A 24,979-nucleotide genomic window follows, 5' to 3' on the forward strand; every position below is an offset into this window, starting at 1 on the left:
CATGGCTCAGGGCACCGTCAAGTGGTTCAACGCGGAGAAGGGGTACGGCTTCATCGCGGTCGACGGTGGTGCGGACGTCTTCGTCCACTACAGCGCGATTCAGATGGACGGGTACCGCACCCTGGAAGAAGGCCAGCGAGTCGATTTCGAGATCTCGCAGGGCCAGAAGGGGCCGCAGGCGGACATGGTCCGGCTGGCGACCAGCTGAAGCACGCGTCGACTCACTGCGCGACGTTCTTCTTCGAAGGGCCCGCACCTCCCGGGGTGCGGGCCCTTCGTCCTGCCCGCGGCCGCTCGTGCCGCCGGTGTCCCGCCCGCCGCTGTTCGCGTCCGGCTGAGCGCCCCGCCCGATCCCCGAGAGCCGCTTGCACTCGCAGGGGGCGAGTGCTAATCATTGCGTTAGCACTCTGAAGGTGAGAGTGACAACGAAGGACCGGGTCGGTGAGGCCGCAGGCCAAGTGGGGCAAGGAACCACGGGGCAGGCAGGCCGTCCGTCGCGGGCGCGGGCGCGGTCCGAAGGAATCACCCCCAGTCCTGGAGGGACCACTTCACATGGCCAAGATCATCGCGTTCGACGAGGAGGCGCGGCGCGGCCTCGAGCGCGGCATGAACCAGCTCGCGGACGCCGTCAAGGTGACGCTCGGCCCCAAGGGTCGCAACGTCGTCCTCGAGAAGAAGTGGGGCGCCCCCACGATCACCAACGATGGTGTCTCCATCGCCAAGGAGATCGAGCTCGAGGACCCGTACGAGAAGATCGGCGCCGAGCTGGTCAAGGAAGTCGCCAAGAAGACGGACGACGTCGCCGGCGACGGTACGACCACCGCCACCGTTCTCGCCCAGGCGCTGGTGCGCGAGGGTCTGCGCAACGTGGCCGCCGGTGCCAACCCGATGGCTCTCAAGCGCGGTATCGAGAAGGCCGTCGAGGCCGTCTCCGGTGCGCTGCTCGACCAGGCCAAGGAGGTCGAGACCAAGGAGCAGATCGCCTCCACCGCCTCCATCTCCGCCGCCGACACGCAGATCGGCGAGCTCATCGCCGAGGCGATGGACAAGGTCGGCAAGGAAGGCGTCATCACCGTCGAGGAGTCGCAGACCTTCGGTCTGGAGCTCGAGCTCACCGAGGGCATGCGCTTCGACAAGGGCTACATCTCCGCCTACTTCGCGACCGACATGGAGCGTATGGAGGCGGTGCTCGAGGACCCGTACATCCTCATCGCCAACTCCAAGATCTCCTCGGTCAAGGACCTGCTCCCGCTCCTGGAGAAGGTCATGCAGTCGGGCAAGCCGCTGCTGATCATCGCCGAGGACGTCGAGGGCGAGGCCCTGTCGACCCTGGTCGTCAACAAGATCCGCGGCACCTTCAAGTCCGTCGCCGTCAAGGCCCCGGGCTTCGGTGACCGCCGCAAGGCCATGCTCGGCGACATCGCCATCCTCACGGGCGGCGAGGTCATCTCCGAGGAGGTCGGCCTCAAGCTGGAGAACGCGACCCTGGACCTCCTGGGCCGCGCCCGCAAGGTCGTCATCACCAAGGACGAGACCACCATCGTCGACGGCGCCGGCTCCTCGGAGCAGGTGGGCGGCCGCGTGAACCAGATCCGCGCCGAGATCGAGAACAGCGACTCCGACTACGACCGCGAGAAGCTCCAGGAGCGCCTGGCGAAGCTCGCGGGCGGCGTGGCCGTCATCAAGGCCGGTGCCGCCACCGAGGTGGAGCTCAAGGAGCGCAAGCACCGCATCGAGGACGCCGTCCGCAACGCGAAGGCGGCCGTCGAGGAGGGCATCGTCGCCGGTGGTGGCGTGGCCCTGCTCCAGGCCTCCCAGGTCTTCGAGAAGCTGGAGCTCGAGGGTGACGAGGCGACCGGCGCCAACGCCGTGAAGCTCGCGCTGGAGGCCCCGCTGAAGCAGATCGCCGCCAACGGTGGTCTCGAGGGTGGCGTCATCGTCGAGAAGGTGCGCAACCTTCCCGTCGGCCACGGCCTCAACGCCGCGACCGGTGAGTACGTCGACATGATCGCCGAGGGCATCATCGACCCGGCGAAGGTGACCCGCTCTGCCCTGCAGAACGCCGCCTCCATCGCCGCGCTGTTCCTGACCACCGAGGCCGTCATCGCCGACAAGCCGGAGAAGGCCGCCGCGCCGGCCGGCGGCGGCATGCCGGGCGGTGACATGGACTTCTGATCCTTCCGAGGATCAGCGGCAGTCCTGCGCAAGAGGGCGGCACTCCCTGTCTCTGACAGGGGGTGCCGCCCTTCGGCGTGTCCGGGGTCATAGGCAGGTACTTAAGAACCTGCAAGAATGCGCACTCACATACCGACCGGTTTCACCGGTGCACGACCTGAGGAGCCTCTACGTGAGCGTCACCGAGTCCCCCGCCTCCCGCGCCGCCGCGGTGCTGTCCCGGCCGATCACGCTGAACGGCCTCACCGTCCCCAACCGGATCGTGATGGCCCCGATGACCCGCATGTTCTCCCCGGGCGGCATACCGGGTGAGGACGTGCGCTCCTACTACGCCCGCCGCGCCGCGGCCGGCGTCGGCCTGATCGTCACCGAGGGCACCTACGTCGGCCACGAGTCGGCCGGCAACAGCCGCCGCGTCCCGCGCTTCCACGGCGAGGAGCAGCTGGCGGGCTGGGCGAAGGTCGCCGAGGACGTGCACGCGGCCGGCGGCACGATCGTCCCGCAGCTGTGGCACATCGGCATGGTCCGCAACCAGGGCGACGGCCCGTTCCCCGACGCCCCCGCCATGGGCCCCTCCGGCCTGGTCACCGCGGGCGCCGAGCCCACCGGCAAGGCCATGACCCAGCAGGACCTGGACGACGTCATCGCCGCCTTCGCGCGGGCCGCCGCCGACGCCGAGCGCATCGGCTTCGACGGGGTGGAGATCCACGGCGCCCACGGTTACCTCGTCGACCAGTTCCTGTGGGCCGGCACCAACCGCCGTACCGACGCCTACGGCGGTGACGCTGTGGCCCGCACCAAGTTCGCCGCCGAGATCGTCGCCGCGGTGCGGGAGGCCGTCTCCCCCGAGTTCCCCGTCATCTTCCGCTACTCGCAGTGGAAGCAGCAGGACTACACCGCCCGCCTCGCCGAGACGCCCGAGGAGCTGGAGGCCGTCCTCACCCCGCTCGCGGCGGCCGGCGTCGACGTCTTCCACGCCTCCACCCGGCGCTACTGGCTCCCCGAGTTCGACGGCTCCGACCTGAACCTGGCCGGCTGGACGAAGAAGCTCACCGGCAAGCAGGTCATCTCCGTCGGCTCGGTCGGCCTCGACGGCGACTTCATGGGTGCCTTCGTGGGCGAGGGCGCGCCGCTCGGCAGCATCGACAACCTCCTGGACCGGATGGAGTCCGACGAGTTCGACATGGTCGCCGTCGGCCGCGCGCTGCTCCAGGACCCGGAGTGGGCGGCCAAGGTGCTCGCCGACCGGACGGCCGAGCTCAAGCCGTACGACGCCGCCGCGCTGAAGACCCTCAGCTGACCGTCACAGGCTGCCGTTCAGCGGCTCGATGTCGACGCGGACCGGGGTGCCCCAGACGCGGAGCACCTCGTAGTCGGTGAACTCGTGGACGAGCCGGTACGCCATCGCGGCCCGGGGGCCGCGCCGCTGGGCCGCGAGGTAGAGCTCCGCCTCGCGGCGGTCCCGCCGGGGCGTGCCGCACAGCTGCCACTCCTGGCCGTTCCACAGCTCCGGCAGCCATCGCTGCTGGGGCTGTGGCCGGTCGCCGCGCACCCCATACCTGGACGGCGCGTTCTCCGCGGGCCGGGACGCGGCCGGACCGTTGATCTCGGCGCGCCGGGCCGCCCTGCGCCGCGTCTCGCACAGCAGGCACAGGTCGGGCGCCGCGCTGTCGACCGGCCCGTTCGGGTGCTCGGCACAGCGCGTGGCGGGTGCCGCCGTGCCGATGCCCTCCTCCAGCAGGTCCAGGGCCCGCCGCAGATCCCCCTTCACCTCGTGCAGCCTGGCGTCGGGCGTGTCGGCGGTCAGCGCCTCCCCGTGCTCCCCGAGGAGACGCAGGGCACGGCCGAGAGCGGTGAGCTGGGCGTGGTTCATGTTGTCCCAGGATAGGACGTGCCGCCGATGAGTTTCCGGTGGCTTCCCGGTCTGAGTCCTGGAGACGACTTCAGGAGGAACCACATGAGTCAGTTGCTGCGTGTCCAGAATTTCTGCGTCTCGGCGGACGGCTTCGCGACCGGGGAGGGGCAGAGCCTGGAGAGGCCGTTCGGGCATGCCGACCCGTCGCCGATGTTCTCGTGGGCCGGGGCCACCGCGAGCTGGCCCAACCGGACCGACCCCGGGGGGAGCCGGGGCCTCGACGACTACTTCACGCGTGACTTCGCCCGGAACATCGGGGCCGAGATCATGGGGCGCAACAAGTTCGGGCCCCAGCGGGGTCCGTGGCAGGACCACGAGTGGAAGGGGTGGTGGGGCGACGAGCCTCCGTTCCGTACGCCGGTGTTCGTGATGACGCACTATCCACGGCCCTCGTTCACCCTGTCCGACACCACCTTCCACTTCGTCGAAGGTGATCCGCTCACCGTGCTGCGGCTGGCCCGGGAGGCCGCGCAGGGCAAGGACGTGCGGCTCGGCGGCGGGGCCACCACCGTGCGGGAGTTCCTGGAGGCCGACCTCGTCGACACGCTGCACGTGGCCGTCTCCCCGGGCGTGAAACTCGGCGCGGGCGTACGGCTCTGGGAGTCTCCCGACGAGCTCCTCGACCGCTTCCACCTGGAGGTCGTGCCCAGCCCCAGCGGGGTCACGCACCATCTGTTCTGGCGGAAGTGAGCGCGGTACGCAGGTGGCCGCCCGACTCCTCCAGGAGGCGGGCGGCCGTCGGGCCGTCCACACCCGCGAGGATGGTGAGGATCGCGTCCTTCACCTCACCGTCCGTCGCCGCCAGCGCGGCTTCGATCTCGTCGGCCGTGGCCCCGGTGGCCAGCGCGACGATACGGCGGGAGCGGGCGCGCAGCTTCTCGTTCGAGGCCCGTACGTCGACCATGAGGTTCCCGTACGTCTTTCCCAGCCGGATCATCGTGATCGTCGAGATCATGTTGAGGACGAGCTTCTGGGCCGTGCCCGCCTTCAGCCGCGTCGAGCCGGTGATCAGCTCGGGGCCCGTCACGACCTCGATGCCGTGCTCGGCGGCGGCCGCCAGCGGACTGCCCGTGTTGCAGGACAGGCCCACGGTGAGGGCGCCCAGCGACCGGGCGTGCTCCACCGCCGCCACGGCGTACGGGGTGCGGCCCGAGGCCGAGATGCCGATCACCGTGTCGTCGGGGGAGACCTTGAGGGCGTCCAAGTCCGCCCGCGCCAGCTCCTTCGAGTCCTCCGCGCCCTCGACGGAAGTCACCATCGCCTGGGGGCCGCCCGCGATCAGGCCGATGACCTGGGCGGGGTCGGTGTTGAAGGTCGGCGGGCACTCGGAGGCGTCCAGGACGCCGAGTCTGCCGGCGGTGCCGGCGCCGGCGTAGATCAGGCGGCCTCCGGTTGCCATGCGGTGGCTCACGGCGTCGATGGCGGCCGCGATTTTCGGCAGGTGTTCGGCCACCGTGGCCGGGACCGTCGCGTCCCCTGTGTTCATGAGGCGCGCGATCTCAAGGGTGGGCAGGCGGTCGATCTCTGCCAGTTCCGGGCGGAAGGCTTCTGTGGTGAGGGTGTCCAGGTGGAGGTCTTCGGGGGTCATGGGGGCGGCTCTCTCCGGGTTCCTAAGACCGTAGGGCTTGATCGTTGTGCGTGCGTGCGGGTTGTGTGTGGCTGGTCGCGCCCCGCGGCGGAGCCGCAGAATCGACACAGCCCCGCGCCCCCAAGAAAGGCGCGTCCCGCTCAGCGGCGATGGCGATGTGCCAGTGCCTCGTACGACGCTGCCAGGGCGGGGGCCGCCGTTTCGTAGGTGCGTTGCATGACTCCTACGAACAGGCAGTCCACGACCAGGAGTTGGCTGGTCCGTGACGACATCGCGGCCGGTCTCAGCTCTGTCTCGCGGGCCGTGGACGTCGTCAGGACGTGGTCGGCGTACTGGGTGACCGGGGAGTCGGGGCGGCCGGTGATGGCGACGGTCGTGGCGCCGTGCTCGAAGGCGACGCGGAGGGGTTCTATGACGTCCCCGGTGGAGCCGGAGTGGGTGATCGCGATCGCCACGTCACCCGCCCTCAACTGCACCGCGTTGGTCACCGCGAGGTGGGGGTCGCTGTGGGCGTGGGCTATGAGGCCTATGCGCAGGAGCTTCTGGGTGAGGTCCTGGGCGACCAGGCCGGAGGCGCCTATGCCGTAGACGTCGATGCGGCGGGCGGAGGCGGCCGCGGTGACGGCGGCGCCGAGCTGCACGGTGTCCAGGGCGGCGGCGGTGTCGGCGAGGGTCTGCTGTTCGTCGTAGGCCAGCTTCGCCACCACGTCCGCGATGGGGTCGTCGACGGCGATGTCGGTGGTGATGGAGGGCGCGCGCCCCGACTGCTGCTGGGCCGCGAGGCCGGCGAGGGCGAGGCGCAGGTCGCGGTAGCCGGGGTAGCCGAGGAGGCGGGCGGTGCGCACGACGGTCGCCTCGCTGGTGCCGGTCAGTCCGGCGAGGCCGGTGACCGTGAGGGCCGCGCAGCCGGCCGGGTCGCTCGCGACGGCCTCGGCGACACGCTGCATGGAGCGGGTCATCGAGGGGGCGAGGGTGCGGACCTTGGCGGCGAGGGCGGCCGGGGCGGGCGGGGTGTCGCCGCCCGAAGAGGAGCCGCCGCCCGACGGGGAGAAAGTTTCCTTCACTACACGGGTCACCCGTGAAAGATATTTTCGGCTCGGTGTCGCGGTCAAGAGTGCGCACAATGGGAGCTATGGAAGCCCTCAGCCCCTTGGAACAGGCCCTGCACGCTGCCCGCGCACTGGTGCTCGCCGACCTCATGGCAGGACGGGTCGCCGAGGCGGACGTCGTCTCGCTGGTCGAGGAGTCCGTCGCGCAGCGCCGCTGGTGGGTGGAGCAGTGGCCGGAGGGCGCCCATTATGTGGCCGGGCTGGTCGCCCAGGACGTCCAGGACGCGCTCCTGGAGCGGTACGGGCGCTGGCCGTTGTGCCCGGTGTGCGGCTCGGGCGACCCGCACTCGCTGGACGTCGAGCCCGAACTGGGCCCCGACCCGCACTGGGTGTGCCACAAGGCCGGGGTGCGGGTGGCCCGCGTCGGCACGCTGGGCGCGGCCGGCGGGGCCACGTCCTCGTGACCGTCTACATCGACCCGCCCCAGTGGCCGGGGCACGGCCGGATGTGGTCCCACCTGGTCAGCGATGTCTCCTACGACGAACTGCACGCCTTCGCCGACCGGCTGGGCGTGCCGCGCCGCGCCTTCGAACGCGACCACTACGACATCCCCGCGCACCGCTACCCGGACGTGGTACGGGCCGGCGCCGTGGAGGTCAGCAGCCGCGAGGTGGTGCGGCTGCTGCACGGCGCCGGGCTGCGGCGCAGGAAGAGCAACAGCGCGTAGCCGTCAGCCCGTCAGCCCTTCAGCTCGAACACCAGCAGTTCGCCGGCGTCGCCCTTCTCGCCGACCTGGACGAAGCCCGTGCGGGTGACGACCGACTGGGAGGCGAGGTTGTCCCGGTCGACGGTGGCGACCAGCGTCGTGACGTCCTCGCGCGCCAGCGCCCAGCGGGTCAGCGCGCCCAGCGCCTCGGTGGCGTAGCCCTGGCCGCGGGCGGACTCGGCGAGGTCGTAGCCGACCTCCACCCGGCCCTGCTCGTCGGGCGCGCCGTGGAAGCCCATGCCGCCGACCGCGCGGTCGTCCTCCTCGCGGACGAGGACGTACACACCGAACTCGGGGCGGTGCATCCCCGCCTCGTACGCCTGCCACAGCATCTGGGAGGCGACCCGGGTGCCCTCGAAGGGCCCGTCCTCGACCCAGTCGAAGCCGCCGTCGCCGCCGCCCTGGAGGTCGGCCGCGGCGGCGGGGGTGACGCCCTCCAGGGCGAGGCGGTCGGCCCGGATGACGTGGTTGTTGGACCAGCGCCAGCCGGTGACCGGCTCGCGGCCGGGCAGGTCGCCGCGGCCGGTCGCCCACAGCAGGGTCGGCCACGGGGCCGGACCCGGCTGGACGCTCGGGAAGATGGTCGTCAGGACGTACTCGGCGATCTCGGCGGGCGGCTCGTACGGCGTGTCGAAGGCGCGGGCGATGTCATGGGTGTGCAGCAGCACCTCGGCGATGCCCATCGCGGCGAACCCGTCGCGGTTCGCGCTGCGGAAGGGGTACGGGTGGAAGCCGCGCGCCGCGCGCGGGGTGGTGCGCAAGGTCGCCGAGAACAGGGCGCCCATGACCTCGACGACCTCGATCTGGCCGGCGTTGTCGGCCTTGTAGTTGCCGTTCTCGTCGCCGTCGACGGTGATGTCGAAGGGCGCGTACGACGACTTGAGCCGTCCGGCCAGGTTGCCGGCGTATCCGATGAGGTCGCTGGCGATGTGTGTGACCGTCTCCCGGCAACTCCAGTCCAGGCCAGCGGCCTTGGTGCCCGACCAGTCCTCCCCGACCACCGTCCGCAGCAGTGCCGCGCAGCTCGCGACCGCCTCTTCCACCCGTTCCGCACCCATGAATCGCATGCGGGCAGGCTAGGCGGCCCTTCGCCTCAGGTCGACAGCATTTCCAGCTCACCGCGCAGGTTGTAGCGGGCCGTGGCCTCCCAGTGCTTCTGCCCGAAGGGCGTGTGGAACAGCCGGGGCAGGTCCAGAAGTTGGCGCAGAATGTCCGAACGGCCCGTGCGGAAGGCGTCGTTGGGCACGAAGTGGTACTCCTCGCGTACGGCGGCGGTGTACGCGGCGTACGCCGACGGCGGCGAGGCCAGGACCGCCAGGTCCGCGTCGCACAGCACCTGCCCGTCGAAGTCCTCCTCACCCGGGTCGTGCGTCACGGTCAGCCGCACCAGCCGCGCCACCTCGGCGGTCTTGGCGTCGGACACCCCCGCCTCGGGCAGCGCACGCTCGGCGAGCCGGGCCGACCGGTCCTCGTTCTCCGAGCGGTCCGGCAGATACACCGCGTCGTGGAACCAGGCCGCCAGCCGTACGACGTCCGCGTCGGCGGCGTACCGCTCCAGCGTGTCGACGTGGTCCAGCACCGCGACCAGGTGGGCGAGCGTGTGGTAGTGCCGCTGCGGCTCCTGCCAGCGGGTGAGCAGGTTGTCGGCGTACGGCACCGGGTCGGGGCCACCGCCGGGACCGCGGGCGCCCTCGAGGGCACGGGCGAAACGGGCACGCAGGACGTCGAGATCGGCCATGCGGCCATTCTCCCGCGTGGGAGGACGGGGCAGACCTAGCGTGGCCGTATGACTGACATGGCTGAAGTACATGACCCCGAACTGCCCGCACGACTGCTCGTCACCGAGCGGGACGCGCTGATTCCCCTGCTGCGGCGGCGCCCCGACGAGGACTTCGCGATTCCCACCGCCGCCTGTCCGGGCTGGTCGGTGCGCGATGTGCTGGCGCACTGTTCGTCGGCGCTGATGCGGGTGGTGGAGAGCCGGTTCGAGGAGGGCGTGTTCTCGCCCGAGTCGAACGACCGGGACATCGCCGAGCGGGCCGGGTGGAGCAACCAGCAGGTCGTCGACGAGCTGGAGCGCGGGATGACCGAGGCCGGGGCGGCGATCGTGAAGGCGGGCGGACGGCTGGACATGGTCGCGCTGGGGGAGTGGGTGCACGCCGGGGACGTGCGCGAGGCGTTCGGCGAGCCGGGTGCCTACGCCGGCCCGGGCCTCCCGCACGCCCTCGCCCTGCTGGCCTGGCTGACCCGGGCCAAGGGGCACGTGCCGCTGCACGCCGACCTGGACGACGCCGACGAGCCGCTGCGGCTGGGCGAGGCCAGCGGTGAGCGGACGCCGGCCCGCTACATCGGGGACGCGCCGACGCTGGTCCGGCTGTACGCCGGGCGGCCGCTGAACGGGGCCTCCTACGAGCTGGCCGGGGTGGAGGCCGACGAACTGAACATCTTCGGCTGAAGGGCGATCTCGCGGCCCGGCGCCTTCCCGACGTACCCTGAGATTGGACTAGACCTGTAGCCGCTCCAGGGAACACCGACGGAAGGGGTCCTATGAGCACGCGTGCAGTCCTGGAGGTGATCGCCCTCGACGCCGAGGACGCGATCGCCGCCCAGGCCGGAGGCGCGGACCGCCTTGAGGTGGTCACCGACATGGCCGCCGACGGGCTCACCCCGCCGGCCGCGACCGTCGCCGCGATCCGCGCCGCCGTCGACATCCCGCTGCGCGTGATGCTGCGGCTCGCGGGCGGGTTCGCCGCCGGGGAGGTCGGCCTGCTGGTCGACGCCGTGCATCGGATGCGGGGGGCCGGGGCGAGCGAGTTCGTCCTCGGCTTCCTGGACGCCCACGGCGCTGTCGACATGTACGCCGTCGAACGGGTCGTCGCCGAGCTGGACGGGTGTCCCTGGACCTTCCACCGCGCGATCGACCGGGCCTCGGACCGGGACGCCCTGCGCAAGCAGCTGGACGGGCTGCCCGGCCTGGACACCTACCTGACCGCAGGCGCGGCCGCCGGGGTCGACGACGGCCTGCCCACGCTGGTCGCGGAGGCCGCGCGGCAGGGCGAGCCGGGGTACGAGCAGCAGATCCTCGTGGGGGGCGGGTTGCAGCTGGAGCACGTACCGCGGTTGCGGGAGGCGGGGATCGACGCGTTCCACATCGGCGGAGCGGCTCGCTCCGCGGGTTGGGCGGGGGTGGTGTCGGTGTCGGCTGTCGCTGAGTGGCGGCGGGTGCTGGACGCGGACTGAAGGGGGCCGCATTGTCGTCATCGGGCTGCGGGTGATCGTGGGTTGCTCGCGCAGTTCCCCGCGCCCCTTAGGGCACGCCCCCAGGGGCGCGGGGAACTGCGCGACCAGCCACACACGGCCCGCAGCCGCAACACTCAGGCCAGTTGGGACGGCAGTGGCGCCCCGTGGACCACGATCAGCCCCGACACCGCCCTCGTCAGAGCCACGTACAGCCGCCGCAACCCCGTCCGCTCGTCCGGCTCGCCGTCCACGACGGCCTGCGGCTCGTCCAGCACGACATAGTCGTACTCCAGACCCTTGGCGAGAGACGCGGGCACCAGCGTCAGCCGCGTGTCGGGAGTCGTCTCCTCACCGGGGTCCAGGTAGGAGATCCCGGCCGCCTCCAACGCCCGGCCCAGTCCAGCGACACGCGCATCCGCGGCGATGAGGCCGATCGACCCCTCCCGCCGCAGGGAATCCCGTACGGCCTCGATCACCGCGGTGTCCCCCTCCGCCGCGCGGACCTCGAAGGACCCGGGGTTCTCCCGGACCGAGGCCACGGGCGTGAGCCCCGGCGCGATGTGCGGCAGCAGCCGGGAGGCGTAGGTGATGACATCCGTCGGGACACGGAAACCGGCGGTCAGTTCCTCGATCACCGCGTCGGACTTGCCGAGATGGGCCAGCGCCTCCTCCCAACTGCGCGTCGCCCAGGGGGTGGTGCCCTGTGCGAGGTCGCCGAGGACCGTCGCGGAGCCGGTCGTGCAGCGCCGCCCCACCGCCCGGTACTGCATCGGCGACAGGTCCTGCGCCTCGTCCAGCACCACATGCCCGAGGGAGTGCGTGCGCTCCACCAGGTCGGTGGCCTCGTCGATCAGCACCGCGTCGGCCGGCGACCACTTCGCCGACTTCACCGACCGCACCGGCTTCGCCCACAGGATCGTCTTGCGCTCGTCCTCGTCGAGGATGCCGTCGGCGTGTACGGCGAGGAAGTCCGCGTCCGTCAGCAGCCGCAGGACGAGTTTCGCCGGGTCGACGGCCGGCCAGAGGGCTTTCACGGCCGCCTTGACCGCGCTGTTGCGGGCCACCGCGTCCTGGACCCGGTCGTCCGGGGCCTCACCGGCCCCCTCCATCTGCACCAGCACCGCGTGCGCGATCCGCTGCGGCAGGGCCTCGCGGGCGGCGCCGTAGCGCAGACCGCGGTCCAGCAGCTCGCGGACGATGTCCTCCAGCTCGTACGCCGGGACGCGCCAGCGGCGTGAGCCGCGCACGACCACCACCGCCTCGGTCGGCATGACCACATGCGCGTACAGGGCCCGGCGCAGCACCTCGGCCATCCTCGCGTCGCCCTTGACGACAGCGGCGGCCGCGTCGTCCGTGCCGCGCACCTCCACATGCGCCACCAGGTCGTCGACGGTGGCCTGGCGGACGGTCAACTCGCCGAGGGCGGGGAGGACTTGCTCGATGTAGTGGAGGAAGGACTTGTTGGGTCCGATGACGAGTGTGCCGGTGCGGGCGAGGCGCTCGCGGTGGGCGTACAGCAGGTACGCGACCCGGTGCAGACCGACGGCCGTCTTGCCGGTGCCGGGGCCGCCCTGCACACACACCGTGCCGCCGAGGCCCGACCGTACGATCTCGTCCTGCTCGGGCTGGATGGTGGCGACGATGTCCCGCATCGGGCCCACACGCGGGCGCTCGATCTCCTGCTGGAGCAGCTTGCTGGTCTTCGCCGCCTCGGCCGGGTCGGACAGGTGCTCGTCCTCGTACGCCGTGAGGTCGCCGCCGGTGTAGCCGAAGCGGCGGCGCAGCGCGATGTCCATCGGGTCCTTCTTGGACGCGCGGTAGAACGGCTGCGACACCGGGGCACGCCAGTCGATGACCATCGGGTCGCCGTCGGCGTCGTGGACGTGCCGCCGCCCGATGTAGAAGCGCTCCCCTTCGGCTCCTTCGGCCTGCTCGGCCCCGGGCGCGTGCAGGAAGTCGAGGCGGCCGAAGAACAGCGGGGTGTCGCTGAGGTCGGCCAGCGCCTTGATGCGGTCCTCGATCTGGCGGGCCAGGACCTCGGCGTTGACCCAGTTCGCGGTCACGTCGCGGATGTCCAGGGACTCCACGTCCTCGCGCATCGCACGCAGCGCGGCACGGGAGGAGGCCAGGTGGGAGCGCTCTCGGGAGAGGGGATCGACAGCGGGCGTGGACAAGGGGGTGCCTCCGTGGGACCTGCTGGACGGGTGGCTGCGGGATGCCGACCGGTTTCCGTCCGGCCGACGGCGCTCCGGCGAGGGGAGGCGGGCAAGAGCGGCGATTGTAGGGCAGCCGCCGGGGCGGAGGCCAACGGTTTTCCCGTCCCCTAGGGGACGCACGGTCCCGCCCTCGGGGGCCCGCTCCCTCTGGGGTCGGACGAGGTCGGACAGGGCTTCAGCCCCTGGACGGATGTCGCACTTATGCCCGGAATCGCACTATGGAGACATGAGCGCAGCAACCATCCACCCCGCCCACCTCCAGCCGTCCGGTGCCAGCGCCCTGATCGCGGGGCATCGCCACCGTCTGGGTGACGCCCTGCGCGCGATCAAGGTGTTCGCGGGTGCCGCCGTGGACGTGGTCCTCCTCGGCGAGTACGGCGAGGAGGCAGGCGTCCGCCGACGTTAGGCTCCGCAGCCGCATCCGCCGCTGTCCGGAGCCGCGTCCGCCCACACCGGCCCCCGAAACCCCAGGTCAGCTCTCCGCGAGCAGCTCGTCCGCGTCCACGATGCGGTACGCGTAGCCCTGCTCGGCCAGGAAGCGCTGCCGGTGCGCGGCGAAGTCCTGGTCGATGGTGTCGCGGGCGACCACCGAGTAGAAGTGGGCCTGGTGGCCGTCGGCCTTGGGGCGCAGGACGCGGCCGAGGCGCTGGGCCTCCTCCTGGCGGGAGCCGAAGGTGCCCGAGACCTGGATGGCGACGGTCGCCTCCGGCAGGTCGATGGAGAAGTTCGCCACCTTCGACACGACGAGCACGCTGATCTCGCCCTCCCGGAAGGCGTCGAAGAGCTTCTCGCGCTGCGCGTTGGAGGTCTCGCCCTTGATCACCGGTGCGTCGAGGTGCTCGCCCAGTTCGTCGAGCTGGTCGATGTACTGCCCGATGACGAGGATCTGCTGCCCGGCGAACCGGCGCACGATCGCCTCGGTCACCTTCCGCTTGGTCGCGGTCGTCGCGCAGAAGCGGTACTTCTCCTCCGTCTCCGCGGTCGCGTAGGCGAGGCGCTCGGAGTCGGTGAGGTTCACCCGCACCTCCACGCAGTCCGCGGGCGCGATGTACCCCTGCGCCTCGATCTCCTTCCACGGAGCGTCGAACCGCTTGGGCCCGATCAGCGAGAACACGTCCGACTCGCGGCCGTCCTCGCGGACCAGGGTCGCCGTCAGGCCCAGGCGGCGGCGCGCCTGGAGATCGGCGGTGAACTTGAACACCGGCGCGGGCAGCAGGTGCACCTCGTCGTAGACGATCAGGCCCCAGTCGCGGGAGTCGAACAGCTCCAGGTGCGGGTAGACGCCCTTCCGCTTGGTCGTCAGCACCTGGTAGGTGGCGATGGTGACCGGCCGGATCTCCTTGCGCGTCCCGCTGTACTCGCCGATCTCGTCCTCGGTCAGCGAGGTCCGCTTCACCAGCTCGTGCTTCCACTGCCGCGCGGAGACGGTGTTGGTGACGAGGATCAGCGTGGTCGACCTGGCCTGGGCCATCGCCCCGGCGCCCACCAGCGTCTTTCCGGCGCCACAGGGCAGCACGACGACTCCGCTGCCGCCGTGCCAGAAGTTCTCCACGGCCTGCTTCTGGTACGGCCTGAGCGCCCAGCCGTCCTCGGCGAGGTCGATCGGGTGCGCCTCGCCGTCGACGTACCCCGCGAGGTCCTCGGCGGGCCAGCCCAGCTTCAGCAGCGTCTGCTTGATCTGCCCGCGCTCGGAGGGGTGCACGGCGACGGTGTCCGGGTCGATGCGCGTGCCGACCAGCGGGGCGATCCGCTTGGAGCGCAGCACCTCCTCCAGGACCGGCCGGTCGGTGGTGGTGAGGACCAGCCCGTGCGCGGGGTGCTTGGACAGGGTGAGGCGGCCGTAGCGGTCCATCGTCTCGGCGATGTCCACCAGCAGCGCGTGCGGCACCGGGTAGCGGCTGTACTGCACCAGCGCGTCCACGACCTGCTCGGCGTCGTGCCCGGCCGCGCGCGCGTTCCACAGGCCCAGCGGGGTGACCCGGTAGGTGTGGATGTGCTCGGGCGCCCGCTCCAGCTCGGCGAACGGAGCGATGGCCCGTCGACAGGCGTCCGCCTGCTCGTGGTCGACTTCCAGGAGCAGGGTCTTGTCCGACTGGACGATCAGCGGTCCGTTCACGTGCGTGTCCATCCCTTCCACGCGGGCCAAACGTCCAGTGTGCCCCATCGGGCGCCGATCTCAGCCGTCGTGCTCCGCATCGGCCTCTACGACGAACAGCTGGGCGTCGGTGTCCGCGCAGGGCGCGACGACGGCCTCGGCGCCCGCGCCCTTACCGGCGACGGCCACGCAGGTCGTGTCGGTGACGTGGATCCGATAGGTGCCTTTCTCACCGTCCTCGGTGGGCACGAAACGGAAGAGGGTCGTCTGCCCGCAGGCCTCCCACGGCTCCAGCAGACTCTTCCCGTCCCCCGAGGCGAGGGCCTTCAGACAGCCCTTCCCATGGTCGGGGTGGTGCCAGGCGATGCGGTAGGTGTCCCGGCCGGCCGGTTCCAGGGTGGTGGCCGGCGGTACGGCCTCGGCACAGGGGCGCTGGACCGCGACGAGGGAGTCGTAGCGCCCGTCCGGCACCTGCCCGTCGGTCAGGCACAGCCCGGGGGATCCGGCCGGCCGGATGAGTACCTCCTCACCCGGCAGCCGGGCCCCCGTGCCCGCCCCGCCGGAGTCCCGCAGCATCCAGGCCCCGGCCGCGAGCGCCGCGACGGCGAGGGCGGCCCCGCCGGCCAGCCACCACCCTCGCCGCGCGACCCCCCAGGGGCGACGGCCCCCGACCCCCGTACGAGAGCCGTCCTCCCCGGCCGGTTCCTCCGCGGGCGTCTGCCCCGCGGCCTCGGCCCGCCGGCGCGCTGCCAGCCACTCCTCCACGGCGTCGCCCTCCCCGCAGGCGCGGATGAACGCGGTCAGCAGCTCCGGCCGCGGCAGGGTGCCGTGGCGGAGCACGTCGGCGAGGGTGCTGCGCGGCAGCAGCTCGCCCTGCTGGGCGGCGCGCTCCTCCAGCTGCCGGTAGGTCAGCCGGGAGCGCGCCTTCAGCTCCCGCAGCTCCGCCGCGAGCTCGGCTGCGGTCCGTACCTCCTGCAACGCGGGTGACCTGTGGCTCATGAGGCAGATCCTGGCGTGGACCTGCCACGTTGGAAAGCACTTTCAGGACACCGCGCGAACGGCGGCTACCGCGCCTTGGGCGTGGTGTAGCCCAGCACCCGGCCCGCCGTGGCGGACTGGGACTTCTTGTAGGTGAGCCGCTCCAGCGAGGTGTTGCCCTCGACCGAGTGGTACACCTTGCGCGAGGAGCTGTACGAGGTCACGATCCCGACGTGGTCGGCCCGCCCGTCGCCGTTGTTGTCGTAGGACACGGCGTCACCCGGCTTCGGCTTGTACGAGCCCGACGCCACCTGCGCCTTGCTGTGCCAGGTCCCGTTGGCCCGGCCGTAGGTACGGAAGGAGTCAGCGGCCGCGTTCAGCCCGGTGATCTTCGCCTTGCCCCAGTACCAGCTGTACTTGGCGAAGTCGGCGCACCAGGCGCGCGAGGTCCACTTCACGCTGGTCCACTTCTTCGTCCAGGCGCCGTCGACCTTGACGTACATGTAGCCCTTGCTGGTCCCGCAGGCCTGGCTGTTGGTGATGGTGCCGTGGCGCGGCGCGCTGGTGCCGTCCCAGCGGTAGTTGGCCTTCGCCGTCCAGAAGCCCGTGTAGAAGTTGCAGTTGTTCTTCTCGGTGTCGCCGTCCTTGGCGTCCCCCTCGTAGATCCGCTTGCGCACCTCCGCGTTGGTGCTCTGGTACTGCCCCAGCGCGATGTCCGCTGCCGCCGCCCCCGGAGCGGGCGCCGCGTGGGCCGGCCCGGCCGTGGCCACCCCGCCCACCATCAGGGCCAGGACCGCCCCCGCGACGGCCGTGGTCTTCGACGCGCTCGTCACCGACATCCGTGTGTCCTTCCATCCGATCCGCACCGGCCCCGCTGACGGGCCCGGCTGACGGACCGAACACTGGCGGGGGCACGTGGACCCGCTCAATGGCTTGCCCCGTCCGGGACATGTCCGGGACACACGGGGGCTGTCCGGCCTGGTCACAGGCGTGTCCGAGCGGATTCCGGCGGTCTCCGGACGCGGGCGACGGGGCCTCTGGCGGCGGGGCGGCCCGGTGTTCGGGGCGGGCCGGTGTTCGGGGTGGGCTCGGCTTCGGGGCGGGCCGGTGTTCGGGGTGGGCTCGGCTTCGGGGCGGGCCGGTGTGCGGGGCGGGCCCGGCTTCGGGGCGGGCCGGTCTTCGGGGTCGGACATTCTTCGGGCGGGCCCGCCCTCCGGGGGGGGGGGGCTACTCCTCCGCCAGCTCCGCCACGCCCGTGATCCGGTGCAGCGGGTACGTGCGGACCTCGTCCGCCGTGTGGTCGTACGCCGTGACGAAGCCGCCCTCGACGCGGACGGGGGCGATGACGCGCTGGCTGGCGGAGCCCTCGGCGTTGACGTAGCCGATCCAGAGGGCCTGGCCGGTGAGGACGGCGGCCTGCATGGTGGCGAGGGTCTCGGCGGCGGAGGTGCGGGGGAGTTCGCCCGGCGCGAGCGGGACGTCGTCCGGGCCCTCCACCGGCTTGCGCGGGGCCGTGGAGGCCAGGTCGCCCGCGCGGATGGCCCGGATCGCCGCCGTCAGGAGCGTGGTGTCGGGGGTAGGAGGGCCGTCCGGGACCGGCTCGGGCGCGGTGCGCGGCGGCGTGCGGTGGGCGTGGGCGCGGGTGATCAGGACGTCGCCCTCCGCCGACTCGGCCGCCGGTGCGAAGCCCATCGCGCGCAGCCCCTCCAGCAGCGTCGCCGGGTCGGCCTGCGCGGCCAGCACGGTCGGCGCGAGGCGGCGCAGCCGCAGCCCGGCGGCCCGCTTGTCGGCGACGATCTCGTTCAGCAGGGCGTCGTCGTCGCAGCGCACGTACGCCGAGGCCGCGCCCACCCGCAGATGCCCGTGCCTGCGGGCCACGTCGTCGATCAGGTACGCGAGCGGCTGCGGGACCGGCGTACGGGAGTGCGCGGCGAGGAAGGCGTGCAGGTCGGACGCGGTCCGGCCGGCGTCCAGGGCACGGCGTACCGAGGCGGGCGTGAAGCGGTAGACCGTCGCGCCGCCCTTGGACTCGACGTCCGCGAGCACCCCGAGCATGTCGGCCAGCGGCCGCTCCAGCGGACCCGGCGCCACCGCCGTCAGGTCGGCCTGCAGCAGCACATGGTCCAGCGGCTCCGGCAGCAGCGGCGCGAGCAGCCGGGCGGCCGCCGCCGAGGCGACGGCCTGCTCGGTGGTGGAGAGCGGCTCGGCGGGCACGGGCCTGTGATGGACGGGAAGCTTGTCGCCGGGACCGCCCAGGTCGGTGAGACCGCCTGCGTCCGTGAGACCGCCCGCGGCGGCAAGACCGCCCGCGTGCGCTCGACCGCCCTTGTCGGCAAGACCGCCCGGGTCCGCATGTCCGCCCGCGTCCGCATGTCCGCCCGCGGCGGCAAGACCGCCCGCGTGCGCTCGACCGCCCTTGTCGGCAAGACCGCCCACGTCAGCAGGACCGCCCGCGTCCGCCCGACCGCCCGCGTCCGCACGACCGCCCTTGTCGCCAGGACCGCCCTCATAGGCGCCGACTGCCTCCCCGGCACCGAGCGCCTCCCCGACGCGCCTCGCGAGACCGCCCCCGCCCGCGGAAGTCCCCCCAGCAGGCCGCACAAGGTCACCCGAGGACCACCCCGTACCCCCGGCCCCGCGGCGACCGCCCCCGCCCGCCCCCGGCAGCGCCAGCAGTGCCCGCCCCTGTGACGACAGCGCACCGCGCCCCGTCACGCCGAGCAGCTCCGCCTCCGTCAGGGTCCAGCGGGCCAGCTTGGTGCGCAGGTCGTCCTCGTCGCGTCGGCCGCCGCGCAGCGGTCGCTCCCAGTGGAGCCGGGCCAGTACCGACTCGGGGTCGGGGGCCGCGCCCTCGGGCAGGCCGGCCAGCAGCACCAGCACCCGGTGGCGCACCTCGGGGGCCGCCGACCGGTCCAGGCCCGGGCCCAGCGCCGACAGGGTGCGGTCCTTGGCGTCCCGGCCGCCGACCACACCGGAGGTGCGCGTCGCCCGCAGCCAGGTCTCGGCGAGCTGCGCCCACCGCTCGGCGCCGGGGCGCTCCAGCCACTCGTCGTAGGCGGGGGTGGCCGCGTACCGCTCGTCGGCCTCGCCGTCGGACGCGATCAGCCCGGCCCCGTACGCCAGTTCCACCCAGAACGCGGCGACCGGCTCCGACACGTCCAGCGCGACCGCCGTCCGCTTCAGGTCGCGCACGCTCAGCCCGCCGGCCCGCAGCACCGCGGGACCGCCCTCGTGCCACTCCTTCAGCAGCTCCTCGACGGTCGCCAGCGCCGTGAACGCCTGACCGGCCGCGGTCGAGTCCACCACCTTCACCCCGTGCGTGGCCGCCGCCACGACCGCGGGCGGCACCGGCTCCGGCGTACGGTGCGCCCGCCCGGCGCGCAGATGCAGAGCCACCTCACGCGGCAGCACCACCGTGCCCGGCGCGGTCGGCAGCAGCAGCCCGCGGTCCAGGAGCCAGCGCAGCCGGGGCGCCGGATCGGCGGTCACCTGCCCGTACGGCGGCCCCCACACCAGCCGCTCCAGCACCTCCACCGAGTCCGCCGGCGCCTCGTCGAGCAGCGCCGACAGCCGCGCCCGGTCCCGGAACAGCCCGCTCAGCGCGTCGGCGGCGGACACGGGGTCATGGGTGGACGGCAGCCCGGCCGCGGTCACGATCTCCTGGATGCGCCCCGGCGACATGCCCGCCGTCGCCTCCCGCACGGTCGGCCCGAGGCCCGTCGGGGACGGATGCTGCGGCGACGGCGCGAGCAGCTCCCGGGCCGTGCGCACCAGCCGCAGCCGGTCGTCGCCGCCCCACACCAGCGCCTGCTCCCGCAGCGTGCCGAGCGCCTGCGGCAGCGCGGCCGCCACGAGCGGGTCGCCGTCGTCGCCGGCCATCAGCCCCAGCAGCTCGTCGTACGCCGCCGGATCGCCCGCCACCGCCAGCGCCTCCGCCGTCTGCAGCGCGAACCGGTCCAGCCGCTCCAGGGCGCGGACGACCGACGCGCGTGTCCCCGCCCGCGTGGCGAGCTGCGTCAGGTCGGTCGGCACGGGGGTGATGAGGTCGGGGCGGCTGCGCAACAGCGCGGCCAGCGAGGAGTCGTCCCTGTTGCGGAGCGCTTCCGCAAGGGACCGGGGAGCCGGGGCCTCGGTGCTCATCTTGCCCACGTTAGCGGGTGCCGCCGACAGTGAGGCGGGGCCGGACGGGGCGGGGTGGTGCCGGATCGTTTCGGGCTGCGGGCCGCGGGTGGCCGGTCCCGCGGTTCCCCGCGCCCCTGAAGGCGATGCCCTGAGGAGACGTCCCCAGGGGTGCGGGGAACTGCGCGCGCAACCCACAACTACCCGCAGCACGCAGGCCAGATCAGCCACCCCCGACCGTCCGCGCGGTACCTTCGTGCCCGTGGGGATCGAGAGCGACCAAGTCGTCTACGAGTATCTGAGCCGCGTAGGAGACGTGGCGCACCAGAGGCAGCTGCCCTCGGCCGAGCGCATGCGCCTGGTCTCCGCGCTGCGGGACGAGATCGACCGCAGACGCGCGAAGGCGGCGGTGGACTCCCCGGCGGCGGTGCGCCGCATCATCGAGCGCATCGGCACCCCGGACGAGGTCGTCACGGCCGCCGGCGGCCGGGGCCGGGTCACCGCCGAGCAGGCCCCCGGACCCGCCGCCGTACCCGTCCAGCGCGACGGCGCCGACACCCCCCGCCCCGGCGTGCCCCGGCCCCGCTCCGAGGGCGCCGCACCCCCGCACCTGGCCACCGCCGACGAACTCGGCGACAGCGTGACGCAGCCGGACTGGTGGCGGGTGGAGAGCAGCGGCCCCTACGGACCCGGCGACGAGATCCCCGGCTTCGTCGGCGGCGTGACGATCCCCGAGCTCCTCAAACGCCCTCCGCGCAAGGAGGAGGCACCCGAGGAGGACGAAGAGGAGGCCGAGGAGGCCGAGGAGGCTTCCGGGCGCCGTCGGCGGCTGAAGCTGCCCGCCGTACGCCGGTGGAACAACCCCGTGCTGCTGTGCGCGGTCGCGCTGCTGGCGGCGGGCGCGGTGGTCGGCCGGCCGGAGCCGATGGCCCTCGGCTGGCTGATCGTCTGGGCCTCGCGGCGGCTGACCAAGGCGGAGATCAAGGGAACGGTCCTGGTCGTGCCGGGCCTCGTCGTCGCCGCCGGCCTGGTCTGGCTGTGGGGCCGCGGCGCCGGCCGCTGGGGCGAGCCCATCGCCCAGGGCCACACCGCCGACGCCCTCACCGACACCTACCCCTGGGTGCTGCGCGGCGCCGCCTTCGCCTCCGCCCTGTTCCTCTTCTGGCGCTCCCAACGCCAGAAGTGAGACACCTGGACCCCGTACGCGACAGAAGTGAGACACCCGGACCCCGTCCGCACGCCCCCGGCACAATGGCCCATATGGCCTACTCCACCGCACCCGCGCTCACCGTCGGCTTCGACCTCGACATGACCCTGATCGACTCCCGCCCCGGCATCCACGCCTGCTACCTGGCGCTCGCCGAGCGCACGGGGACGTTCATCGACGCCGACCTCGCGGTCACCCGGCTGGGGCCGCCGCTGGTGGAGGAGATAGCGAACTGGTTCCCGGCCGCGCACGTCGAGGAGATGGCCGATCTGTACCGGTCGCTGTACCCGACGTACGCCATCACCGGCACCCTCGCGCTGCCCGGCGCCCGCGAGGCGATCGACGCGGTGCGCGAGGCGGGCGGGCGCTCGCTCGTGGTGACCGCGAAGTACGAGCCCAACGCCGAGCTGCACCTGGACCACCTGGGCATCCGGCCGGACGTGCTGGCCGGTGATCTGTGGGCCGAGCAGAAGGCGGTGGCGCTGCGCGAGCACGGCGCGGGCGTGTACGTCGGCGACCACGAGGGCGATGTGCGCGGGGCCCGCGCGGCGGACGCGCTGTCGGTCACCGTGGCGACGGGCCCCTTCGGTGCGGAGGAGCTGCGCGCGGCGGGCGCGGACGTCGTCCTGGCGGACCTCACCGAATTCCCGCAGTGGCTGGCCGGCCATCTGGAGACGACCCGCGGCTGAAAAAGGCCCCTCCTACGAGGCGGCCGCGCGAGCCCGGCGCCGCCCCGCGGCGATCGAGCGCAGCACCCCCGCGCCCGCGATCAGGAATCCGACGCCCATCAGCATGCTCAGCCCGAACATGTATGCCGGAAATGGCGTCGTCCCCAGCAGCAGCGGGGCCAGAGTGACCAGAGTGGCCAGCGCACCGAGGAAGAACACGATCGCGCCCGCGCGGATCAGTCGGTCCCCGGGCGCGGCGGAATTCGTTTGGGTTTTGTCACGCACCCGACCAGGGTAGTTCCCAGCCCGAAGGAACAACCGGGCGACGTCTTGTCAGCCGCCCGGGGACCATTAGCCTTGGTACCGGCGGGTCAGGGACGACCCGCCGCATGGCGTTATAAGCAATTTTCCGACGAGTACGAGGACGAGGACAGACGTGCCTACCGGCAAGGTCAAGTGGTTCAACAGTGAGAAGGGCTTCGGCTTTCTCTCCCGCGACGACGGCGGTGACGTCTTCGTCCATTCCTCGGTTCTCCCCGCCGGAGTCGAGACGCTCAAGCCGGGACAGCGCGTGGAGTTCGGGGTCGTCGCCGGTCAGCGCGGCGACCAGGCCCTGTCGGTGACGCTCCTGGAGCCCACCCCGTCGGTCGCGGCCGCCCAGCGCAAGAAGCCCGACGAACTGGCCTCCATCGTGCAGGACCTGACCACGCTCCTGGAGAACGTGACGCAGACCCTGGAGCGCGGCCGCTACCCCGAGAAGACCGCCGGCAAGAAGGTCGCCGGCCTGCTGCGCGCGGTCGCCGACCAGCTCGACGTCTGAGCCACCCCGGACTTACGGAAAGTCCAGCGCGTCCGGGCCGAGGGGCGGCAGCAGCCCCTCGGCCGTCGCGCGTGTGAGCAGCCCGCGCACGGCCGCGTAGCCGTCCTCGCCGAGATCGGCCGTGAACTCGTTGACGTACAGCCCGATGTGCTGGTCGGCGACCGCCGGATCCATCTCCTGGGCGTGCTCCATGACGTACGGCCGAGAGGCCTCGGGGTCGTCCCACGCGGCCCGTACGGATGTACGGACCGAGTCGGCGAGCAGCCGCAGCGTGTCCGCGCCCAGCGACCGCTTGGCGATGATCGCGCCGAGCGGGATGGGCAGCCCGGTGGTGCTCTCCCAGTGCTCGCCCATGTCGGCCAGCTTGTGCAGCCCGTAGTCCTGGTACGTGAACCGCGCCTCGTGGATCACCAGACCCGCGTCGACCTTCCCGTCCCGCACCGCCGGCATGATCTCGTGGAACGGCATCACCACGATCTCGCCGACCCCGTCCGGGATCGTGTCCGCCGCCCACAGCCGGAACAGCAGGTACGCCGTCGACGTCCGGCTCGGCACCGCGACCGTGGCGCCCTTGAGGTCCGCGCCCGCCTCCCGGGTCAGCACCAGCGGCCCGCAGCCCCGCCCCAGCGCGCCCCCGCAGGGCAGCAGGGCGTACTCGTCGAGGACGTACGGCAGGACGGCGTACGACACCTTCAACACGTCGAACTCGCCGCGCTCGGCCATGCCGTTGGTGATGTCGATGTCGGCGAACGTCACGTCCAGCGCGGGCGCGCCGGGGACGCGGCCGTGGGCGAGGGCGTCGAAGACGAAGGTGTCGTTCGGGCAGGGGGAGTACGCGATCCGCAGGCTCATGCCGGTTTCCAACTCATCAGGACGGGTGCGAGCTTCCCGAAGGCCGTCGTCAGGGCGGCGAGCGCGTCGCCGATGCGCCAGGCGGCGCGATCACGCGGGCCGACGGGGTTGGAGACCGCGCGGATCTCCAGCACGGGCGTGCCGTGCAGCGCGGCGGCCGCCTCGGCGACCCCGAAGCCCTCCATCGCCTCGGCGAGGACCCCCGGGTGACGCTCGCGCAGGGCCTCGGCGCGCGCGGCGGTGCCGGTGACGGTCGAGACGGTCAGCACGGCGCCCGTCGCCGCGCCGGTGGCGGCGGCGCACTGCCGTACGAGGTCCTCGGGCGGACGGTGGGTGACGGTCCCGAAACCGAGCTCGGTGACCGGCAGGAAGCCGTCGGCGGTCTGGGCGCCCAGGTCGGCGACGGTGATCGCGTCGGCGACGACGAGCGAGCCGACGGGAGCGGCGGGCAGGAACCCGCCCGCGATACCGGCGGAGACGACCAGCGTGTACGGCGTCCCGCCCAGGGCGGCGGCCGTCAGCGCGGCCGACACCGACGCGGCGGCGCGGGCCGGGCCCACCCCGGCGGCCAGCAGGTCCGGGCCGCCGTCCGGCAGCCGGTGCAGCACCGCGCCGGGCAGGGGCACCTCGGCGGGCGGCTCCGGGAACGCCCGCGCCACCGCGTCCCGTTCGGCGGGGACGGCGGTGGCGACGAGGACGCGCGAGGCGGGCGTGGTCAGTCCTCGGCCTTCTTCAGCTTGAAGGACCACAGGCCCTTGACACCCTTCTCGCCCTCCTGGATGGAGACGGTGTTGGTGTCGCCCTCGGTGCCGTACTGGGCGTTGAAGAACGCGCTGCTGGGGATCGTGCGGTACGTCTTCTTGCTGGCGTCGGTGAACTGGCGGCCGTTCACCAGGACCACCCAGCCCTCGTCCGCGATCTCCGGGTCGACACCGAAGCGGACGGTCTCGTCCTGGCCCACCTCGATGGACTCGATGTCGTCGGTGTTCTTGGCGCACTTGCCCAGCGACTTGGCGTCCAGCTTGTCGCCGTCGTTGTAGCAGACGGCCTCGGCGTTGACCGAGCTCGAACCGACGGTGACCGTCGAGACGGGCGTCGGCTTGTCGCAGGCCGTGAGGACGAGCAGTCCGGCACAAACGGCGCCGGCGGCGGCGACGGCGCGGCGGCGTCGCACAGCGGATTGCAGCGTGGTCATGGCCGAAGGCTATCGGGCCCCCCGGCCCGCCCACCCACCTGGGGGCGGGGCCATGCCGTGGGTTACGCCACTCGCACCTGGCGGCACACCTCACGC

The 24,979-nt window shown here is 72.6% G+C and carries 26 protein-coding genes; 12 read left to right on the top strand and 14 right to left on the bottom strand.

Going from position 1 to position 24,979, the window contains the following annotated elements:
- The first annotated feature begins 1 nt into the window (after position 1).
- The 3 genes from RKD23_RS20810 (at position 2) to RKD23_RS20820 (ending at position 3,475) form a co-directional block, all read left to right on the top strand.
- Positions 2 to 208, top strand: a complete 207-nt coding sequence (locus RKD23_RS20810) for a cold-shock protein (protein WP_019057200.1) — start codon at positions 2 to 4, stop codon at positions 206 to 208.
- Between the two features lie 344 nt (positions 209 to 552).
- Positions 553 to 2,175: a chaperonin GroEL gene (gene groL, locus RKD23_RS20815; protein WP_404041789.1), complete on the top strand. Its 1,623-nt coding sequence runs from the start codon at positions 553 to 555 to the stop codon at positions 2,173 to 2,175.
- A gap of 172 nt (positions 2,176 to 2,347) precedes the next feature.
- Complete coding sequence (locus tag RKD23_RS20820) at positions 2,348 to 3,475, top strand: NADH:flavin oxidoreductase (RefSeq protein ID WP_424855021.1); 1,128 nt, start codon at positions 2,348 to 2,350, stop codon at positions 3,473 to 3,475.
- Between the two features lie 3 nt (positions 3,476 to 3,478).
- Here the strand turns inward: RKD23_RS20820 and RKD23_RS20825 are convergent, their stop codons facing one another.
- Positions 3,479 to 4,048, bottom strand: coding sequence for a hypothetical protein (locus tag RKD23_RS20825; RefSeq protein ID WP_424855022.1), 570 nt, complete (start codon positions 4,046 to 4,048; stop codon positions 3,479 to 3,481).
- 84 nt (positions 4,049 to 4,132) lie between these two features.
- Here RKD23_RS20825 and RKD23_RS20830 point away from each other — a divergent pair, with 84 nt between their 5' ends.
- The gene (locus tag RKD23_RS20830; RefSeq protein ID WP_424855023.1) at positions 4,133 to 4,780 is read left to right on the top strand and encodes a dihydrofolate reductase family protein; all 648 of its coding nucleotides are present in this window, start codon (positions 4,133 to 4,135) and stop codon (positions 4,778 to 4,780) included.
- Here RKD23_RS20830 and murQ read toward each other — a convergent pair.
- Together murQ and RKD23_RS20840 are read right to left on the bottom strand one after the other, a co-directional pair.
- Entirely contained in the window at positions 4,752 to 5,678 is a 927-nt protein-coding gene (gene murQ / locus RKD23_RS20835) for an N-acetylmuramic acid 6-phosphate etherase (RefSeq protein ID WP_424855024.1), read from the bottom strand. The genes RKD23_RS20830 and murQ overlap by 29 nt on opposite strands.
- Before the next feature lie 140 nt (positions 5,679 to 5,818).
- Positions 5,819 to 6,754, bottom strand: a complete 936-nt coding sequence (locus RKD23_RS20840) for a MurR/RpiR family transcriptional regulator (RefSeq protein ID WP_424855025.1) — start codon at positions 6,752 to 6,754, stop codon at positions 5,819 to 5,821.
- A 56-nt stretch (positions 6,755 to 6,810) separates the two neighbouring features.
- On the opposite strand from RKD23_RS20840, the gene RKD23_RS20845 reads away from it, so the two are divergent.
- Together RKD23_RS20845 and RKD23_RS20850 are read left to right on the top strand one after the other, a co-directional pair.
- Entirely contained in the window at positions 6,811 to 7,191 is a 381-nt protein-coding gene (locus RKD23_RS20845; RefSeq protein WP_404041795.1) for a hypothetical protein, read from the top strand.
- Positions 7,188 to 7,454, top strand: coding sequence for a DUF4031 domain-containing protein (locus RKD23_RS20850; protein ID WP_424855026.1), 267 nt, complete (start codon positions 7,188 to 7,190; stop codon positions 7,452 to 7,454). The genes RKD23_RS20845 and RKD23_RS20850 overlap by 4 nt, the downstream gene beginning before the upstream one ends.
- Positions 7,455 to 7,465: 11 nt before the next feature.
- On the opposite strand, the gene RKD23_RS20855 is transcribed toward RKD23_RS20850, so the two are convergent.
- A complete protein-coding gene (locus RKD23_RS20855; RefSeq protein WP_424855027.1) occupies positions 7,466 to 8,560 on the bottom strand; it encodes a GNAT family N-acetyltransferase in 1,095 nt (364 codons plus the stop codon).
- Positions 8,561 to 8,586: 26 nt separating this feature from the next.
- Positions 8,587 to 9,231 carry a hypothetical protein gene (locus tag RKD23_RS20860; RefSeq protein WP_424855028.1) on the bottom strand — a complete coding sequence of 215 codons (645 nt, stop codon included), beginning with the start codon at positions 9,229 to 9,231 and terminating at the stop codon, positions 8,587 to 8,589.
- A gap of 57 nt (positions 9,232 to 9,288) precedes the next feature.
- Here RKD23_RS20860 and RKD23_RS20865 point away from each other — a divergent pair, with 57 nt between their 5' ends.
- Together RKD23_RS20865 and RKD23_RS20870 are read left to right on the top strand one after the other, a co-directional pair.
- Complete coding sequence (locus RKD23_RS20865; protein WP_424858293.1) at positions 9,289 to 9,948, top strand: maleylpyruvate isomerase family mycothiol-dependent enzyme; 660 nt, start codon at positions 9,289 to 9,291, stop codon at positions 9,946 to 9,948.
- A gap of 92 nt (positions 9,949 to 10,040) precedes the next feature.
- Positions 10,041 to 10,733 (top strand): copper homeostasis protein CutC, encoded by a 693-nt coding sequence (locus RKD23_RS20870; RefSeq protein ID WP_424855029.1) that lies wholly within the window; start codon positions 10,041 to 10,043, stop codon positions 10,731 to 10,733.
- Positions 10,734 to 10,867: 134 nt separating this feature from the next.
- On the opposite strand, the gene RKD23_RS20875 is transcribed toward RKD23_RS20870, so the two are convergent.
- Complete coding sequence (locus tag RKD23_RS20875) at positions 10,868 to 12,832, bottom strand: HelD family protein (RefSeq protein ID WP_424858294.1); 1,965 nt, start codon at positions 12,830 to 12,832, stop codon at positions 10,868 to 10,870.
- Positions 12,833 to 13,175: 343 nt separating this feature from the next.
- Here RKD23_RS20875 and RKD23_RS20880 point away from each other — a divergent pair, with 343 nt between their 5' ends.
- A complete protein-coding gene (locus RKD23_RS20880; protein WP_404041800.1) occupies positions 13,176 to 13,355 on the top strand; it encodes a hypothetical protein in 180 nt (59 codons plus the stop codon).
- 66 nt (positions 13,356 to 13,421) lie between these two features.
- Here the strand turns inward: RKD23_RS20880 and RKD23_RS20885 are convergent, their stop codons facing one another.
- The 4 genes from RKD23_RS20885 to RKD23_RS20900 form a co-directional block, all read right to left on the bottom strand.
- A complete protein-coding gene (locus RKD23_RS20885) occupies positions 13,422 to 15,065 on the bottom strand; it encodes a DNA repair helicase XPB (RefSeq protein WP_424855030.1) in 1,644 nt (547 codons plus the stop codon).
- Positions 15,066 to 15,125: 60 nt separating this feature from the next.
- The gene (locus RKD23_RS20890) at positions 15,126 to 16,043 is read right to left on the bottom strand and encodes an RICIN domain-containing protein (RefSeq protein WP_424855031.1); all 918 of its coding nucleotides are present in this window, start codon (positions 16,041 to 16,043) and stop codon (positions 15,126 to 15,128) included.
- A gap of 65 nt (positions 16,044 to 16,108) precedes the next feature.
- Positions 16,109 to 16,861, bottom strand: coding sequence for a CHAP domain-containing protein (locus RKD23_RS20895; RefSeq protein WP_424855032.1), 753 nt, complete (start codon positions 16,859 to 16,861; stop codon positions 16,109 to 16,111).
- 388 nt (positions 16,862 to 17,249) lie between these two features.
- Positions 17,250 to 20,162: a helicase-associated domain-containing protein gene (locus tag RKD23_RS20900; protein ID WP_424855033.1), complete on the bottom strand. Its 2,913-nt coding sequence runs from the start codon at positions 20,160 to 20,162 to the stop codon at positions 17,250 to 17,252.
- A gap of 241 nt (positions 20,163 to 20,403) precedes the next feature.
- On the opposite strand from RKD23_RS20900, the gene RKD23_RS20905 reads away from it, so the two are divergent.
- Together RKD23_RS20905 and RKD23_RS20910 are read left to right on the top strand one after the other, a co-directional pair.
- A complete protein-coding gene (locus tag RKD23_RS20905; RefSeq protein WP_424855034.1) occupies positions 20,404 to 21,327 on the top strand; it encodes a hypothetical protein in 924 nt (307 codons plus the stop codon).
- Between the two features lie 65 nt (positions 21,328 to 21,392).
- The gene (locus RKD23_RS20910) at positions 21,393 to 22,037 is read left to right on the top strand and encodes an HAD family hydrolase (RefSeq protein WP_424855035.1); all 645 of its coding nucleotides are present in this window, start codon (positions 21,393 to 21,395) and stop codon (positions 22,035 to 22,037) included.
- Between the two features lie 12 nt (positions 22,038 to 22,049).
- Here RKD23_RS20910 and RKD23_RS20915 read toward each other — a convergent pair whose 3' ends face one another.
- Positions 22,050 to 22,301, bottom strand: a complete 252-nt coding sequence (locus RKD23_RS20915) for a hypothetical protein (RefSeq protein ID WP_424855036.1) — start codon at positions 22,299 to 22,301, stop codon at positions 22,050 to 22,052.
- Between the two features lie 151 nt (positions 22,302 to 22,452).
- Between RKD23_RS20915 and RKD23_RS20920 the strand changes: the two genes are divergently transcribed.
- The gene (locus RKD23_RS20920; protein ID WP_404041809.1) at positions 22,453 to 22,836 is read left to right on the top strand and encodes a cold-shock protein; all 384 of its coding nucleotides are present in this window, start codon (positions 22,453 to 22,455) and stop codon (positions 22,834 to 22,836) included.
- 12 nt (positions 22,837 to 22,848) lie between these two features.
- On the opposite strand, the gene RKD23_RS20925 is transcribed toward RKD23_RS20920, so the two are convergent.
- From RKD23_RS20925 to RKD23_RS20935, 3 genes are read right to left on the bottom strand one after another with little or no spacing between them, the layout of a single operon-like run.
- On the bottom strand, positions 22,849 to 23,688 hold the full coding sequence (locus tag RKD23_RS20925; protein WP_424855037.1) for a 1,4-dihydroxy-6-naphthoate synthase: 840 nt from the start codon (positions 23,686 to 23,688) through the stop codon (positions 22,849 to 22,851).
- A complete protein-coding gene (locus tag RKD23_RS20930; protein WP_424855038.1) occupies positions 23,685 to 24,437 on the bottom strand; it encodes a futalosine hydrolase in 753 nt (250 codons plus the stop codon). The genes RKD23_RS20925 and RKD23_RS20930 overlap by 4 nt, the downstream gene beginning before the upstream one ends.
- Positions 24,404 to 24,883: a DUF2771 domain-containing protein gene (locus RKD23_RS20935; RefSeq protein WP_404041812.1), complete on the bottom strand. Its 480-nt coding sequence runs from the start codon at positions 24,881 to 24,883 to the stop codon at positions 24,404 to 24,406. The genes RKD23_RS20930 and RKD23_RS20935 overlap by 34 nt, the downstream gene beginning before the upstream one ends.
- Between the last annotated feature and the right edge of the window lie 96 nt (positions 24,884 to 24,979).

The sequence above is a fragment of the Streptomyces sp. SAI-170 genome, from assembly GCF_049739565.1.
Taxonomy (GTDB): Bacteria; Actinomycetota; Actinomycetes; order Streptomycetales; family Streptomycetaceae; genus Streptomyces.